The sequence below is a fragment of the Deltaproteobacteria bacterium HGW-Deltaproteobacteria-4 genome (assembly GCA_002841765.1).
Taxonomy (GTDB): domain Bacteria; phylum Desulfobacterota; class Desulfuromonadia; order Desulfuromonadales; family UBA2197; genus UBA2197.
This window is the reverse complement of the sequence record PHAV01000011.1, coordinates 112,326-126,585: the sequence shown is the minus strand read 5'-3', so window position 1 is coordinate 126,585 and position 14,260 is coordinate 112,326. Positions and strand designations below refer to the sequence as shown.

Sequence of the window (14,260 nt, the reverse complement as noted above, 5' to 3'; positions counted from 1 at the left end):
AGTTCATTACCGCAAAGACGCAAAGGTCGCAAAGAAATATTATAAACTCTTGCACGAACGATTTGATTTACCTGACACTCTTTGCGTCTTTGCGGTGAAAATTCCCCTCAATTTATTCATCCAGATCCATGCGATTAAAATCCCGGGCTTTCGGGCGTTGCGCTTCTTCTGAAGTCTCGGTCGGGGCGGTGCCGGGGGCAAAAGCTTCAATATTGAGGTCCGCACTATCAGGAGCCAGAAGACCGGTGCTTGGATCGATATTATAAAATTCGATGGTATCGGGGATGGTAAAGGGGAGCGGTTCCATGCTGCGCGTCGCCTGCTGCATGAAACTCACCCAGCCGGGGAGGGCCGCTTGTCCACCGGTCTCGCCACGCCCCAGGGTCTTTTCCTGATCATAGCCGATCCAGGTAACCGCGACGAGCTGCGGGACAAAGCCTCCGAACCAGGCATCCTTGAGATCGTTGGTCGTTCCGGTCTTGCCGGCCACCGGGCGGGCAAGTTCCTGGGCGCGCCCCCCCGTCCCTTCACGTACCACGCTCTCCATCATATTGGTAATCAGATAAGCACTCTCCGGCGTCATCACCCGCTCTGCGGTCTGGGGATGAATGATCGCCGTTGAGGTCAGGGCATCGGCCGGATCGATCGATTCAAGGATGCGCCCGTCCCGATCAAGAATTCTGGTAATATAAACCGGTTTTTGGCGAATCCCGCCACTGGCAAAGACGCTGTAGGCCGAGGCCAGCTCCATCGGCGTCAGGGCCGAAGAACCAAGAGCAAAGGTGAGATCGCGGGCGATGGGCGATTCGATGCCGAGGTTCTGGGCATAAGCGATCGCGTAATCGATGCCGATCGCTTCGAGAATACGGATCGTGACAATATTGTTCGAGACCGTGAGCGCCCGCCGCATGGAGGTCGCTCCTTCATATTCGCGGGAATAGTTTTGCGGCTTCCAGGCGACAAACTCCCCGGCGGGATTATGACTGTTAAAGACCAGGGGCGCATCGAGAAAGATCGACGACGGCATGTAGCCCTTGTCGATTGCGGCGGCATAAATGAGCGGCTTGATCGCTGAGCCGGGGAGGCGGCGGGCCTGGACGGCGCGATTGAACTGGCTACGGTTAAAATCGTAACCGCCGACCAGCGCCTTGACCCAGCCCCGGCCCGGATCGATCGCCACCAGGGCCCCTTCGGCTAACGGCTCCTGATCAAGGGCAAGTTTCCATCGCCCATTGTCGACCTCCAGAACCCGGACAAGGATGACTGCGCCGGGCGGCAGCAGGGTGGCGGATGATGTGGCGGTACCGGCGGCCTTGGCCGAACGGCCCACTCCCCGGATCGGCGCCGCCCAATTGGCGTCCTTGAAGGCGATCACCACCTCACGACTGCCGACTTTGGCCTTGATCCCCCGCGTTGTCACTTCGCTAACGACGGCCTTGAGCTGCTCGCCGGCCTTAACGGGATTTCCCGCGATGGCCTTCTCCTGTGCCGCCAAAAAAGCCGGTTCTTCCGCCAGTGACAATACCTGCAGCGGCCCGCGATAACCACGACGGCGGTCATGCGCCAGCAGATTCTCCCGCACCGCACTCTGGGCCGCCTGCTGCATCTCCAGATTCATCGTGGTGTAAACCTGCAACCCCTCGGTGTAGAGGGTCTCGCTGCCGTAATTTTCCTCCAGATAGCGACGAATTTGCTCGGCAAAGTACGATGCGCCGATAGCATGGCCATTGACGCGGGGATGGATGGTCAACTTTTCCGCCAGCGCCTTGTCCGCCTCGGCACTGGTGATATACTTTTCCCTGACCATCTGTCCCAGCACATATTTCTGCCGTTCCCGGGCTTTCGGGAAATTCTGGTACGGGGAGTAACGGCTCGGCGCCTGCGGCAAACCGGCCAAAAGAGCGCATTCGGCAAGGGTCAACTCTTCGACATTCTTGGCAAAATAGTTCTCAGCCGCCGCCTGCACCCCGTAAGAACCGTGGCCAAGGAAGATCTGGTTGAGATAAAGATAAAGAATCTCCTCCTTGGTGAGCGCATTTTCAATCCGCCAGGAAAGGATAGCTTCCTTGAATTTACGGGAGAATTTCTTTTCCGGGGTCAGGAGGAGGCTCTTGGTCACCTGCTGGGTAATGGTACTCCCCCCCTGCACAATGCCGCCGGCCATGATATTCTTCATCGAAGCACGAAGAATCGAGGTAAAATCGACGCCGGAGTGCTGGTAAAAATTTGCATCTTCCGCCGCAATAAAGGCCTGAGTCAGCTGCTTCGGCAGCCGGGAAATCGGGACCAGTATCCGCCTTTCCCGGGAAAATTCGGCAATCTGCGTCCCGTCATCGGAAAAGACCCGGGTGACGATCGGCGGGCGGTAGTCCGCCAGGCTCTCGACTTTGGGCAGGGTACTATCGATATAAAAATAAGCGCTGACCAGAGCAATCGCCACCAGCCCGATCAACAAAGTAACAACAACGAGAATGATCTTGAGCGGCCCGGCGATTTTGTACGAACGTGTCATGGAGACTCCAGAAAAGATAAGAAGGTGCGCATTCTAGCAACAAGTGCCGTTTTTCAGCAACGGTTTTACAGTTTTCCTCATACTGCCCACTGTGCTATACAAGACAAAGCAGTTGTCTGCAAAAGGAGAAAATCATGAAAGTGTTTCTATTTACTGTTATTTTAGCAGTCATCACCCTCAGCGGCTGTGCCATGTTCCGGTCCTGGACATCGATCCCGCCACCGGGCGGCTGCGATCGCTGTCATACGGTGGCGATCAGCGCCAATTGGCGCGCCACGATCGCCCCGGTGCAGTTGACGGGACAAGATGGCAAGCCTCCCTGGCAACAGAAAGAATCAGTCCTCCCTGTCGAAACCTCGCCGATCGAGCAGCAGCTCTTATCGGATGAGCGCTGCTTCCGCTGCCATAACGAACCGGACGGCAGCCATCGCGAATACCGCGGCAAATATCACCATCGCTAGACAGAGAAAGATTTTCACCTATGGAACGAAAAGCCGTCGTCCTCTACAGCGGAGGGCTCGATTCGACCACCTGCATGGCGATCGCTCAGGAGCAGGGATTCAGCCCTTATGCCCTGAGTTTCTCTTATGGACAGCGTCACGCGATTGAACTCGACAAGGCGCGGGAGAATGCGAGCAGGGTCGGTGCCTGCAAGCACCTCGTCATCGACTTCGATTATCGCCTGATCGGCGGCAGCGTCCTGACCACGGAACAGGCAGTCCCCAAGGACGGCGTGATCGCCGACACCATTCCGACAACTTATGTCCCGGCCCGCAACGCAGTCTTCCTCTCCTTTGCCCTTGGCTGGGCCGAAGTCCTCGGCGCGGCCGACATCTTCATCGGCGTCAACGCCCTCGATTATTCCGGCTACCCCGATTGCCGGCCCGAGTTTATCGCCGCCTTTGAGACCATGGCGAACCTTGCCACCCGCGTCGGGGTCGAAGGGACCACGCAACTCCGCATTCACGCTCCGCTCATCCTCCTAAGTAAAGCCGATATCATCAAACGCGGGCTGGCCCTCGGCGTCGATTATCGCCACACCCACTCCTGCTACGACCCGACCCCCGCCGGCCTTGCCTGCGGTCTCTGCGATTCCTGTCGCCTGCGACTGAAGGGCTTTGCCGAAGTCGGGATGCGCGATCCCATCGACTATGTCGCGGGGGTGAATGGATGAGTATGCCCGATCTGCAAAAGAGCTTCGATCCACGCAACATCCCCATTGACAAGGTCGGGGTCAAGGATATCCGCTACCCCATCGTCGTCCTCGAACGGAACAGCAGCTATCAACATACTGTCGCCAAGGTCAACATGTACGTCGATCTCCCCCACCACTTCAAGGGGACGCACATGAGCCGCTTTGTCGAGATCCTCAACCTTTATCACGGCGAGATCAGCGTCGATCGCATCGACGCCATTCTTCAGGAGATGAAGGATCGCCTCGAAGCGAGCCGTGCTCATCTTGAACTCGAATTCCCTTACTTCATCGAAAAAGCGGCGCCGGTCTCCGGAGCCCGCGGTCTCATGGAGTACCAATGCCGGATGGTCGGCACCCTCGGTGCAACGCAGGACTTCGTCCTCGGGGTCAGCGTGCCGGTGACATCCCTCTGCCCCTGTTCGAAAGAGATCAGCGCCCGCGGCGCCCACAACCAGCGGAGCCTCCTCACCGTCAACATCCGCTATCACGGCCACGTCTGGATCGAAGATCTCGTCACCTGGCTGGAAGAATGCGCCAGCTCACCGGTCTATTCGGTCCTCAAACGCGAAGATGAAAAGGCGGTCACCGAGCAGGCCTACGATCATCCGATGTTCGTCGAGGATATTGTCCGGGCAGTGACGGAGAAACTGGCGGCGGTGGAAGAGATCTTCTGGTTTCAGGTCGAATGTGAAAATTTCGAGTCGATCCACAATCATTCCGCCTATGCTCTGGTGGAAGTCGGCGAAAAAGCCTGAACTGTGGATAAACCTGTTAAAAAAGTGGAGAACTCCCGATTTTCCACCACTTCCTCCCCTTTATGGCAAGCCCGGCCCGGCACTCTCGGTATCTTTGCCAAGGAGCCACGGCCGGGACAAGTGAAGACCCGCCTCTGCCCTCCCCTCTCATTTGCCGAAGCCGCGCAGATTCACCACCTCAGCCTCCAGCAGACCGTCACTGCCCTCGCTCCCTTGCAGCCGCTGCTCTTTTATAGTGGTGATATTACTTACTTTCAGAAGAATTTCCCGGGCATCCCTCTCCTCCCCCAGGGCGAAGGAGATCTCGGCGAGCGCATGGCACAGGCCCTCCTCACCCTCCATTCTCGGGGCGACGATTGTGCCCTTCTCGTCGGCAGCGACGCACCTGATCTCCCCCTGCCGCTGATTATCGCCGCCTACGCCGCCCTGGCAAGCGCCGCCGTCGTGACAATTCCGGCGAAGGACGGCGGCTACGTGCTCATCGGCGAACGCGGGCATCACCCTCCCCTCTTTCACGAGGTGGAGTGGAGCACATCTGCGGTTCTGGAACAAACCCGTGCCATCTGTATGGCACAGCAACTATCCTATGCCGAAATCGGCAGTTGGGAAGATGTCGACAACGCAGATGATCTGGTGCGGCTCTGCCGGCGGGCCCCGACCCTGGCGGTCAGCACTTATGCCGCGGGCATTTTACGAAACTACGGAATAAGTGGTTGATCAGGATCAAGGAGAAGGCGGCGCGGCTGCAGATCGCTGAGGAGGGAATAAAGAGTTTCGCCGGCGGGATCGTCCAACAGATGCACCCAGCCGCCGATGTGAACCAGATGGCCGGGATCACTCTGCAGCAGCGAGCGGATCATTGTCGCCAGATGGCGATCGCGCGGCCCGATCCCTTCCTTGCCGCGGCAGCTTTGCAGGAAGGCACTGCGCTGTTGGGCATCCGGGGACGCGAGAAGCTGGCGGGCCAACGCATAGCGGTAGGTATTGTCAGGGGGCGCCGCAGCAGGGGAAGAAACAAGCCGCTTTAAATGTGACAGGGAAATGAGGCGCTCTTCGATCTGACGCAATTTGGCCAGAGAACTATCCGCCTGGTCGATGGCCTGCACCTTTATCCCTTTTTCTCCGGCATAGGCGCAAGCGACGCTAAATTCATAAGGCAGGCCGAGGAGAGTGCGAATCTCGACGATGGCAGAATGCTCGCCAAACCCGGCCGACGGCGGAGAGTCTCCGGCCAGGCGCTCGAGAATCATCTCCAGACGGCGCAGCAGCAGGACACCATACGTTTGGCGGTAGGCAACGACGTCCGGGGAGATCTCCACCGTGAGCCGGTCCGGTTGCAGCTGCGCGAGGAGGGCAGCCAACGACGCGGCGCTACGAGGATCATGGTGGACGGTGCCGATCAAGGTCAGAGACGATACGGACGGGGGGAGGATTGTCGTCAGAATAAAACCTCCTGACTATTGATGCCGGTCCTGAGCTCAGTTCGCAATCACCACGCAATTGCGACCGCCTTGCTTGGCGCGATAAAGGGCGTCATCGGCGCGCTTGAAGAGATCTTCCCCGCTGGTACTGCCGACAGCAGGGTAAAAAACCAGGCCGATGCTGACAGTGATATGCACAGCATCAAGCGGGGCAGGGAAAGACTGGTTGCTGATCGACACTCGCAGTCGCTCAGCAAACTGTGCCGCCGCCTCGACACTGCTAATCTGCGCCCAGATCAAGACAAACTCCTCGCCGCCATATCGCGCTCCGATGTCATAGGGGCGAATGTTGGCATGGATGATATCCGCCACCGTCCTGAGAACCACGTCCCCTTGCTGATGGCCGTAATCATCATTGACCCGTTTAAAGTGGTCAATATCAAGGATACCCAGTGCCAGAGGCTGACCGGTGCGCCGGGCTCGTTCCAGCTCCCTGGCCAGTGACTCCTCCAGATAACGACGATTCGGGAGCTGCGTGAGAGGATCGGTCAGGGAGAGGGCCTCCAGCTGGGCATTACTCCGGCGCAGATCGTCCTGCAGTTGCTTGATCTTCAGATGCACCCGAACCCGCGCCACCAGTTCCGCAGCATCGAAGGGCTTGGTGATGTAGTCGCTTGCCCCCTGCCCCAGTCCCCGGATTTTATCCTCCCTCTGACTGTTCCCGGTGATAATAATGACGGGCACATCCCGAAGACCTTCATGGGAGTTGACCATCGCCAGCACCTTGAAACCGTCGAGACCCGGCATTTCAAGATCGCAGAGAATGAGATCGACGGGGTTTTCCAGGGCCGCCTTCACACCGGCAATGCCGTCCTCTGCTTCGACAATCCGCAAATCAGGGACGTGTTCCGTCAAGGTCTGGCGGATCTGCTTACGTATCAGTTCAGAGTCATCGATAATCAGGATAGTGCAACTCATAACGGCCTCAGGTAAAGAATCTTATATTTTTAACACTTACAGCCATCCAGATAAAGATAAAAAGGGAAAACGACAGGTTCAACTAAAAAACGCAAAAAGCGCGGTCCTCCGAAGGGAAGACCGCGCTTGCTTTTATTTCTATGGAGAAGGCTACTCCGCCGGTAATGCCGCCACCACCAGCTCCAGCAGATGCACGGCCCGGGCCTGCTCGCCAAGATGATTGATACTGTCCTGCAGCTGCATAATGCAGCCGGGGCAGTCCGTCGCCACCAGTTCGGCGCCACTTGCCTTGATATTGACCGCTTTCCTTGCACCGATCTTCTTGCTGTGCTGGTAATGATAAACCGAGTAGGTCCCACCAAGGCCGCAACAGCTGGCGGCGCCGGCCATCTCGACAAAATCGACCTGCGGCAGGCTGGCGAGGATCTGGCGCGGCTCTCTGGTAATTCCCCGGGTGCGCAAATGGCAGGGATCGTGCCAGGTGACTCTGGTGCGCTGCGCCGCTTTGGGCAGGGCGGCGAGCTTCTCCGCCAGCCCCTGCTGCACAAGGAAGACGAAGATGTCGATACATTTCTTCCCCTGCGCTGCGTATTCCTCCCCCATCTGCGGATGGATCTTGCCGAGGCCGGCACTGCACGAAGCGCAGGCGGTGACGATCTGATCGACGGGAGTGCGGGAAAGGGCGCGGAGATTCTCGGCGGCGAGAGCTTCGACCGTCGCCCCGGCGCCGGCGCTGACCGCCGGCAGACCGCAGCAGACCTGATCTTTGGGAATAATGACGGTGACGCCGATGAATTTGAGGACCTTGAGCAGTGCCTCGCCAATCTCCGGATACATGTAGTTGATGCCGCAACCGGTGAAAAAAGCGACGGTCGGCCGGCCGGGGTCGCCGGGGATCACTTCCGGCACGCGCTCGCGGAAGGGTTTGGCGGTAAGAGGTGGCAAGGTCCGCCCCTCTTCCAGATAAGGGGCGGGGAAACGCAGATGCAGACCACTCTTTTCCGGAATCTTCTTGAAAAGGAGCTTCGCGAGGGCACCACTGGTCTTCGCCGCCAGATTCATCAGTCGCGGGCGGCTGAGAAGGGCTGCCACCGCGGTGCCGACGACAGTCAGGCCACGCTCTTCGACAATCCTCCGCCGCGCCGCCGCGACGATCTCGTCCGTCGGCACCTTGTTCGGACACTGCGCTTCACAGCTGCCGCAAAGGAGGCACTGGGAAAGATCTTCAAGGACCTTCCCTTCCGCCTTGACCTCGCCGGTGATAAGTGCCTGACAAAGGGCCACCTTCCCCCGCGCTACCCGCCCTTCGCGCTTTTCAGCGGCAAAGACCGGACAATGCGCCCGACAGGCGCCGCATTTGACGCACTGGTTGATCTCTTCCTGATAGGCTTCCAGATCTTTGAGTTTGGCCATGGGTGTTGTTGCCTTTAATCGGACCGATCCGTCCGATCCGATCGGTCGGATTCGGCGCCGAGCAAAACTTAATCGAGAAAAATCTTCCCGGGGTTGAGGATATTATTCGGGTCAAGGGCCTTCTTCAGCGTCTTCATGTACAGCGCCGCTTCCGGCGTGATCTCCAGCGGGATATACGGCGCCTTGGCGATGCCGACGCCGTGCTCGCCGCTCATCGTCCCGCCGAGTTCCAGCGCGCCTTTAAAGACCTCTTCAATGGCGTGATGCGCCTTCTCCAGTTCCCCCGGCACCTTCTTGTCGATCATGATATTGACGTGGATATTGCCGTCGCCGGCATGACCGAAGTTGACGATGGGGAGGCTGAACTTCTCAGCGATGGTGTCGATCTTGCGGATCATCTCCGGCAGTTTACTGCGCGGCACGCAGATATCCTCGTTAAACTTGTCGGGATTGACCTTGCGCAGACTTGCCGAGACCGAGCGGCGGATCTGCCACAGCGCCTCGCTCTCGGCCGGAGTGGTGGCGATGCGGGTTTCGACGACGCCCAGGGGGCGGATGATTTCAGCGATTTTGTTTGCCTGCTTGTCAAGGAGGTCGCGATCGCCATCGACCTCGATAATCAAAAGCGCGCGCGCCGCCAGCGGGACATCGAGACCGGTTGCCTGGCGGACGCAATCGATGGTGCGGCCATCCATGAATTCGAGGGTGGTGGGGATAATCTTGTGACGGATGATCGCCGAAACCGCCTGAGCGGCGCCGTCGATGGAGTCGAACATCACCAGCATCGTCTTTTTCGCTTCAGGCAGGGGGAGGAGCTTGATAACGATCTTGCTGATGATCCCCAGGGTCCCTTCCGAGCCGCAAAGGAGCTTGGTGAGATCGTAGCCGACCACCCCCTTCATCGTCGGGCCGCCGGTGGTGATGATATCGCCGGTCGGGGTGATGACTTCGAGACCGAGGATGTAATCCTTGGTCACCCCGTACTTGACACAGCGCGGCCCGCCGGCACATTCGGCAACATTACCGCCGAGGGTCGAGAACTTGAGCGAAGCGGGATCAGGGGGATAGAAGAGTCCGACCTTCTCCACGGCAATCTGGAACTGTTCGGTCACCACCCCCGGCTCGACGACGGCAATGAGGTTCTCTTCGTCGATCTGCAGGATGCGATCCATGCGTTCGGTGGTGAGGACAATCCCGCCCTTGGTCGGCAGCGAACCGCCGGAGAAGCCGCTGCCGGCACCGCGGGGGAAGACCGGGATAAGCTCGGCATTCGCCAGCTTGATGATCGCCGCGATCTCGGCGGCGGTGGCGGGGTGCACGACCACTTCGGGGAGGAACGATTGCTGGGTGGCGTCGTAGCTGTAGCAGAGCAGATCGGCCGGTTCGGTGGCAACCTGGTCCTTGCCGACAATCGTGATCAGGGCTTTAAGGATGCGGGATTCAAGCATGGGGAAGGCTCCGTAAAATTGCGTCATATGTCGATATGCTGAGCAGAATAGTCAGATTAGCATAAGAAAGGGGACAATGGGGAGGAGAAAAACGGAAAGAGAAGCCAACCTGCCTTAAAAAAATTCACACAATTGTCACATTCGTCAGGTAAGATGCTCCCATGAATCCGACAACCGCCCCCCGTATCCTCATCGTCGAGGACGAAACTGATCTCGCCGAACTCATCGCCTTCCAGCTTCGTCAGGAAGGCTACCAGGCCGAAATTGCCGGCAACGGCCGCCTCGGCCTTGAAAGAGCCCTGGCGTCTCCTCCCGACCTGATCGTTCTCGATCTGATGCTGCCGGAGATGCTCGGCAGCGAAGTCTGTCGCAATCTGCGCAAAGAGAGCAAGACCGCAACGACGCCGGTACTGATGCTCACGGCCAAAGGGGAAGAGATTGACCGGGTCGTCGGCTTTGAAGTCGGCGCGGACGACTATGTGGTTAAACCCTTCTCCCTGCGCGAACTGCTGCTGCGGATCAAGGCGCTGTTGCGGCGCAGCCAACCGCTGGCAGCCAGCGGCGGACTGCTCCACTTCGGGCCGCTCAGCATCGATCCCCTGTGTCACGAGGTGCGGGTCGGAGACGAAATCGTCGTCCTGACCGCCATCGAGTACCGCCTCCTCACCACTTTGGCCGAACGGCGGGGACGACTGCAGAGCCGCGATCAGCTGCTGACCGATGTCTGGGGCTACAACTACATCGGCGACACCCGCACCGTCGATACCCACGTTACCCGCCTGCGCTCCAAACTCGGATCGGCCGGCGAACTGATCCGCACGGTACGCGGCTTCGGCTATAAACTGGAGATCTGATGCGCTTCTCGATCCGCTGGAAACTCCTGGCCACCTACCTCCTCGTCCTGCTCGTCATGGGCGGCACCCTCTTTGTCTACCTCGACCGCACCCTCGAACAACAACTGACCGAAAATCTGCGGAATTCCCTTTACCAGGAAGCGGAACTCACCGTCCTCTTCAGCGACCCGGCATCACTCTCGCCGGCGCTGGTTCGCGAGATCGCCGCCCGCACCGCTTCCCGCCTGTCGATCATCGCCGCCGATGGCACGGTACTGGCCGATTCGCAGGTCGCGGATGTCGATCTGGCAGCGGTAGAGAACCATCTGAGCCGCCCTGAAATCGCTGCCGCCCTGCAAAACGGGCGCGGCAGCACCGTGCGTCACTCCGCCACCATCGGCATTGACATGCTCTATGCCGCCGTCCGCCTCGACCCGAAGACCGCAAAAAAAGGGGTTCTCCGCCTCGCCCTTCCTCTCCAGGCGGTCAAGGAAGCGCAGACATCTCTCCGGCAAAGCCTGATCCTCGCCTTTCTCCTGTCCGGGTTGCTGGCCGGCGGTCTCAGCCTTCTGCTCATCCAGCTCTTCAGCAACACTTTGCACAACTTGAGCGAAGGAGCCAAACGTTTCGGTTCCGGCGATTTCCGTCGCAAACTCAGCATCACCGGCAACGATGAAATCAGCGACCTGGCGCGGGTGATGAATACCATGGCCGAGAGTCTCAATCTGCAAATGGCCAATCTCGAAGCGCAACGCAACCGGCTTGACACCATCCTGCGCGGCATGGGCGAAGGTCTCCTCGTTGCCGATCGCTCAGGAATCGTTCTGCTGATCAATCCGGCTTTCTGCTCTCTCTTCCGGGTCACCGCCGACGCCGTCGGACAGCCCCTCATCAACCTTTCAAGACACCCGACCCTGCATGAAACCTTCCGGCGGGTACTGACCGGCCGCAGTGAAGAGTCCGGAGAATTCGTCCTTGATGGCAACACCACCCTCCTCACCCACTGGGTTCCCCTTCTCGACAATAACGAATTGATCGGCGTTGTTGCCGTATTTCACGATATCAGTGAGCTCAAACGCCTCGAAACCATTCGACGCGATTTTGTCGCCAATGTCTCCCATGAACTGCGCACCCCGGTCACCGTCATCCGGGGTTATGCCGAAACCCTGGGCAGCGGACTGATCAGCAAAGATCCGGCCACCGCCGAGCGCTTTGCCAATGTCATCAAAAACCACGCAGAACGGCTCACCTCCCTGATCAGCGATCTTTTGACCCTGTCGCAACTCGAAGTCCAGGGCTTCACCCTGACGCTTGCCCCCTGCGATCTCAACGAACGTTTGCAGCACTGCTGCGAACTGGTTAAACCGAAGGCGGAAGAGAAAGAGATCAGCATCACCATCTCCCCCCTGCCGCCCGGGAAGATCCTGGCCGACGCGCAGCGCCTCGAACAGATCCTCTTTAACCTTCTCGACAACGCGGTCAAATACACCCCCAACGGCGGCGCCGTGACCATCAATGTCAGCAATGAAGGAGAGCTGATGCGCATTGCCATCGACGACACCGGCCCCGGCGTCCCCGAGGCTGCGCAACAGCGCATCTTCGAGCGGTTCTACCGCGCCGATGCCGGGCGGAGCCGAGAAGAAGGCGGAACCGGCCTCGGTCTGGCGATTGCCAAACATCTCGTCGGCCTGCATGGCGGCAGTATCGGCGTCACCAACCGCCGCAAAGGCGGCAGTTCCTTCTTCTTCACCCTGCACCGCGCACCGTCCGGCAGCTGACTACCCCCCGGCACGTTTGGCGGCAAAGCCGCGCTTGAGCAGCTCGCTCAGCAGCACTTCAGCATGATCCCCCTGAATTTCGATATTCCCGGCCTTGATCGTGCCGCCGCAGCCGCAGCGGCGCTTGAGTTCGCCAGCCAGGGTGGTCAGCGCCGCCTCAGTTAAAGGGAGGCCGCAGATGACTGTCACCGTCTTGCCGCCGTGCCCCTTGCGTTCGCAGCGCACGCGCACCTTGCCGTCGCCGATCGGGGCGGCAACTTTTTTACATTGGCAGCTGGCGGTCGGCTGGCCGCAGCCGGGGCAGAGACGGCCGTGTTCGGAGGAGTAGACCGGTCGGGAGTTGGACATGGGGCGAACCTTAGTTCCTGTCTGGTTAGGTTAGGTGGAAAGAAATTCGTCGTTAAGCAGGCGGGGCACCCTGAATGTCGCGCACACGCTTGAACTCCTTCAAAAAATCGACGGCTGGGCGAGTGCGGCCTTCCGCAGACTCGGCCTCGGCCGGGGCAAGAAGACGAGCGAGGTTGGCGGCTTGCAGGTTTTCGACGGTCTTTTCGGGGATAATGCCCTGATCTATTCTTTCAGTTTGGGCAATAAAATCGGCAAAACATTCTTCTTCGTTCTCAATTTTTACTTTGAAATCCCTGTTCATTCGCTACCTCCGGTCGTTCGGGCGTAGGGTTAACCAGCCCCCTTTTTGTTTGCGCGCCAAATAAAGTGGCGCGCAACGACAATAATCTGGCGCGATTCACTTTGTTGTGGCGCGATTCAGGGCTGGCCGGGCAGCTAACCCGACCTACGACTATTGCACGTCAAGTTGCGGCGGCGAGATTCCCAGTGCTTCGGCCACCTTCTTCAGGGTCGTGCTCCGTGGTTTTGCGTCGGGCCTTTCGAGTTTGGCCAAGACAGCCTGGCTGACCCTCATGCGGGTGGCAAGTTCCGCTTGGGTGATGCCGATATGTTCGCGCCAGGCCCGGATCATCGGCACGTCGTTCAGGATATGAGCCTTGACAACCTCTTGCGGGATGCCGCTGGCACGGGCCGCCTCAAAACTGGTGAAGCTGTATTGCGCCTCTTCCGGCTCGACTTTCTCGCCGTTAATTGTCGCATCACAGATGGCGGCAAACTCGTCCATGGTCTGTTGGTGTGATTTGATGACGATGGTTTTAAAGGTCGTCATTGTCGTCTCCTTCGCGGGTCAGGAAGTGGCAAGATATTCGTCCAGAAAGTCACGGGGTTTAAGCACTCGGATGTCCCGAAAACCGGACACGTCGAGCAAATGCTTGTCGCCGCTCACGATCACATTGCATTTGCTGGCCAGCGCGCAGGCAAGAAATTTGTCATCATCGGGATCGACGCATACCGGTTCAGACAAACTTTGGGCCTGCACCATCTCTGCCTTGATGGTTACCAGGTCCAGAATCTTCCCCAGATCAATGGCAGGAAACTTCTCGGCCAACGCCGCTCCCACCCGCTGGTATTCTTCAAGGATTTCCGGGGAGATGACCAACTTCAGTTTACCGTCGTGCCAGGCTTTAAGAATTTGATAGGGAGGTCCCGTGAAAAAGATGCCGGACACAAGGACGTTCGTATCAAGGATGACCTTCATTGATGCTTCCGCACCTTGGCGATGGCGGCAGTGATGTCCGACTGCTTCAGCCCGACTTCTTCCCCTTGTCGACGCGCCTCGGTAATCAAGGTGTCAAACTCATTCATGGATGGCGGGGAGATCGCCTTGAGGATCACCACGTCGTTCTCGCCGACGACAACGAATTGCGCGCCGGCCTTTAAATTGAGTCGTTTGCGGATATCTTCAGGAATGACGATTTGACCCTTGGATGACATCTTGGTTGTCGCTAGATTTGCCATGGGATGGCTCCTTTATGGTTCTTGTATTCTTACTGGTAAGATCATAGCGCGGTCAGGTGGG

The 14,260-nt window shown here is 58.6% G+C and carries 16 protein-coding genes; 6 read left to right on the top strand and 10 right to left on the bottom strand.

Features of this window, described 5'->3' with window-relative positions; genetic code table 11:
* Nucleotides 1-112 precede the first annotated feature (112 nt).
* Nucleotides 113-2,512 (bottom strand): penicillin-binding protein, encoded by a 2,400-nt coding sequence (locus CVU69_09300; GenBank protein PKN12127.1) that lies wholly within the window; start codon nucleotides 2,510-2,512, stop codon nucleotides 113-115.
* 134 nt (nucleotides 2,513-2,646) lie between these two features.
* Between CVU69_09300 and CVU69_09295 the strand changes: the two genes are divergently transcribed.
* The 4 genes from CVU69_09295 to CVU69_09280 are packed head-to-tail and all read left to right on the top strand — an operon-like array spanning nucleotide 2,647 to nucleotide 5,179.
* Nucleotides 2,647-2,973: a cytochrome C gene (locus tag CVU69_09295; protein PKN12126.1), complete on the top strand. Its 327-nt coding sequence runs from the start codon at nucleotides 2,647-2,649 to the stop codon at nucleotides 2,971-2,973.
* Nucleotides 2,974-2,993: 20 nt separating this feature from the next.
* Nucleotides 2,994-3,686, top strand: a complete 693-nt coding sequence (gene queC / locus CVU69_09290; GenBank protein ID PKN12125.1) for a 7-cyano-7-deazaguanine synthase QueC — start codon at nucleotides 2,994-2,996, stop codon at nucleotides 3,684-3,686.
* A 2-nt stretch (nucleotides 3,687-3,688) separates the two neighbouring features.
* Nucleotides 3,689-4,462 carry a GTP cyclohydrolase I FolE2 gene (locus CVU69_09285; protein PKN12124.1) on the top strand — a complete coding sequence of 258 codons (774 nt, stop codon included), beginning with the start codon at nucleotides 3,689-3,691 and terminating at the stop codon, nucleotides 4,460-4,462.
* A 3-nt stretch (nucleotides 4,463-4,465) separates the two neighbouring features.
* On the top strand, nucleotides 4,466-5,179 hold the full coding sequence (locus tag CVU69_09280) for a hypothetical protein (GenBank protein ID PKN12123.1): 714 nt from the start codon (nucleotides 4,466-4,468) through the stop codon (nucleotides 5,177-5,179).
* Here the strand turns inward: CVU69_09280 and CVU69_09275 are convergent.
* The 4 genes from CVU69_09275 to CVU69_09260 all read right to left on the bottom strand — a co-directional run bounded on the left by CVU69_09275 (nucleotide 5,161) and on the right by CVU69_09260 (nucleotide 9,722).
* Nucleotides 5,161-5,823: a hypothetical protein gene (locus CVU69_09275; protein ID PKN12122.1), complete on the bottom strand. Its 663-nt coding sequence runs from the start codon at nucleotides 5,821-5,823 to the stop codon at nucleotides 5,161-5,163. The two genes, CVU69_09280 and CVU69_09275, sit on opposite strands and share 19 nt — an antisense overlap.
* A 117-nt stretch (nucleotides 5,824-5,940) precedes the next feature.
* Complete coding sequence (locus CVU69_09270; GenBank protein PKN12121.1) at nucleotides 5,941-6,861, bottom strand: diguanylate cyclase response regulator; 921 nt, start codon at nucleotides 6,859-6,861, stop codon at nucleotides 5,941-5,943.
* A 150-nt stretch (nucleotides 6,862-7,011) separates the two neighbouring features.
* Complete coding sequence (locus CVU69_09265) at nucleotides 7,012-8,274, bottom strand: (Fe-S)-binding protein (GenBank protein ID PKN12120.1); 1,263 nt, start codon at nucleotides 8,272-8,274, stop codon at nucleotides 7,012-7,014.
* Nucleotides 8,275-8,342: 68 nt separating this feature from the next.
* Entirely contained in the window at nucleotides 8,343-9,722 is a 1,380-nt protein-coding gene (locus CVU69_09260; protein ID PKN12119.1) for a glycolate oxidase subunit GlcD, read from the bottom strand.
* Between the two features lie 161 nt (nucleotides 9,723-9,883).
* Here CVU69_09260 and CVU69_09255 point away from each other — a divergent pair, with 161 nt between their 5' ends.
* Nucleotides 9,884-10,576, top strand: coding sequence for a DNA-binding response regulator (locus tag CVU69_09255; protein PKN12118.1), 693 nt, complete (start codon nucleotides 9,884-9,886; stop codon nucleotides 10,574-10,576).
* Complete coding sequence (locus tag CVU69_09250; protein ID PKN12117.1) at nucleotides 10,576-12,333, top strand: PAS domain-containing sensor histidine kinase; 1,758 nt, start codon at nucleotides 10,576-10,578, stop codon at nucleotides 12,331-12,333. The genes CVU69_09255 and CVU69_09250 overlap by 1 nt, the downstream gene beginning before the upstream one ends.
* On the opposite strand, the gene CVU69_09245 is transcribed toward CVU69_09250, so the two are convergent.
* From CVU69_09245 to CVU69_09225, 5 genes are all read right to left on the bottom strand, one after another.
* The gene (locus CVU69_09245) at nucleotides 12,334-12,681 is read right to left on the bottom strand and encodes a stress response translation initiation inhibitor YciH (GenBank protein ID PKN12116.1); all 348 of its coding nucleotides are present in this window, start codon (nucleotides 12,679-12,681) and stop codon (nucleotides 12,334-12,336) included.
* 52 nt (nucleotides 12,682-12,733) lie between these two features.
* Nucleotides 12,734-12,982, bottom strand: coding sequence for a hypothetical protein (locus CVU69_09240; GenBank protein PKN12115.1), 249 nt, complete (start codon nucleotides 12,980-12,982; stop codon nucleotides 12,734-12,736).
* Nucleotides 12,983-13,132: 150 nt separating this feature from the next.
* Nucleotides 13,133-13,465, bottom strand: a complete 333-nt coding sequence (locus CVU69_09235; GenBank protein PKN12157.1) for a transcriptional regulator — start codon at nucleotides 13,463-13,465, stop codon at nucleotides 13,133-13,135.
* 63 nt (nucleotides 13,466-13,528) lie between these two features.
* Entirely contained in the window at nucleotides 13,529-13,939 is a 411-nt protein-coding gene (locus tag CVU69_09230; GenBank protein PKN12114.1) for a putative toxin-antitoxin system toxin component, PIN family, read from the bottom strand.
* Nucleotides 13,936-14,199 carry an AbrB family transcriptional regulator gene (locus tag CVU69_09225; protein PKN12113.1) on the bottom strand — a complete coding sequence of 88 codons (264 nt, stop codon included), beginning with the start codon at nucleotides 14,197-14,199 and terminating at the stop codon, nucleotides 13,936-13,938. Before CVU69_09225 ends, CVU69_09230 begins: the two co-directional genes overlap by 4 nt.
* Between the last annotated feature and the right edge of the window lie 61 nt (nucleotides 14,200-14,260).

Excerpts from the sequence above, each read along its gene's own strand:
- CVU69_09300 (PKN12127.1), bottom strand. The coding sequence starts at position 2,512 with ATGACACGTTCGTACAAAATCGCCGGGCCGCTCAAGATCATTCTCGTT.
- CVU69_09295 (PKN12126.1), top strand. The coding sequence starts at position 2,647 with ATGAAAGTGTTTCTATTTACTGTTATTTTAGCAGTCATCACCCTCAGC.
- queC (PKN12125.1), top strand. The coding sequence starts at position 2,994 with ATGGAACGAAAAGCCGTCGTCCTCTACAGCGGAGGGCTCGATTCGACC.
- CVU69_09285 (PKN12124.1), top strand. The coding sequence starts at position 3,689 with ATGCCCGATCTGCAAAAGAGCTTCGATCCACGCAACATCCCCATTGAC.
- CVU69_09270 (PKN12121.1), bottom strand. The coding sequence starts at position 6,861 with ATGAGTTGCACTATCCTGATTATCGATGACTCTGAACTGATACGTAAG.
- CVU69_09265 (PKN12120.1), bottom strand. The coding sequence starts at position 8,274 with ATGGCCAAACTCAAAGATCTGGAAGCCTATCAGGAAGAGATCAACCAG.
- CVU69_09260 (PKN12119.1), bottom strand. The coding sequence starts at position 9,722 with ATGCTTGAATCCCGCATCCTTAAAGCCCTGATCACGATTGTCGGCAAG.
- CVU69_09255 (PKN12118.1), top strand. The coding sequence starts at position 9,884 with ATGAATCCGACAACCGCCCCCCGTATCCTCATCGTCGAGGACGAAACT.
- CVU69_09250 (PKN12117.1), top strand. The coding sequence starts at position 10,576 with ATGCGCTTCTCGATCCGCTGGAAACTCCTGGCCACCTACCTCCTCGTC.
- CVU69_09245 (PKN12116.1), bottom strand. The coding sequence starts at position 12,681 with ATGTCCAACTCCCGACCGGTCTACTCCTCCGAACACGGCCGTCTCTGC.
- CVU69_09240 (PKN12115.1), bottom strand. The coding sequence starts at position 12,982 with ATGAACAGGGATTTCAAAGTAAAAATTGAGAACGAAGAAGAATGTTTT.
- CVU69_09235 (PKN12157.1), bottom strand. The coding sequence starts at position 13,465 with ATGGACGAGTTTGCCGCCATCTGTGATGCGACAATTAACGGCGAGAAA.
- CVU69_09230 (PKN12114.1), bottom strand. The coding sequence starts at position 13,939 with ATGAAGGTCATCCTTGATACGAACGTCCTTGTGTCCGGCATCTTTTTC.
- CVU69_09225 (PKN12113.1), bottom strand. The coding sequence starts at position 14,199 with ATGGCAAATCTAGCGACAACCAAGATGTCATCCAAGGGTCAAATCGTC.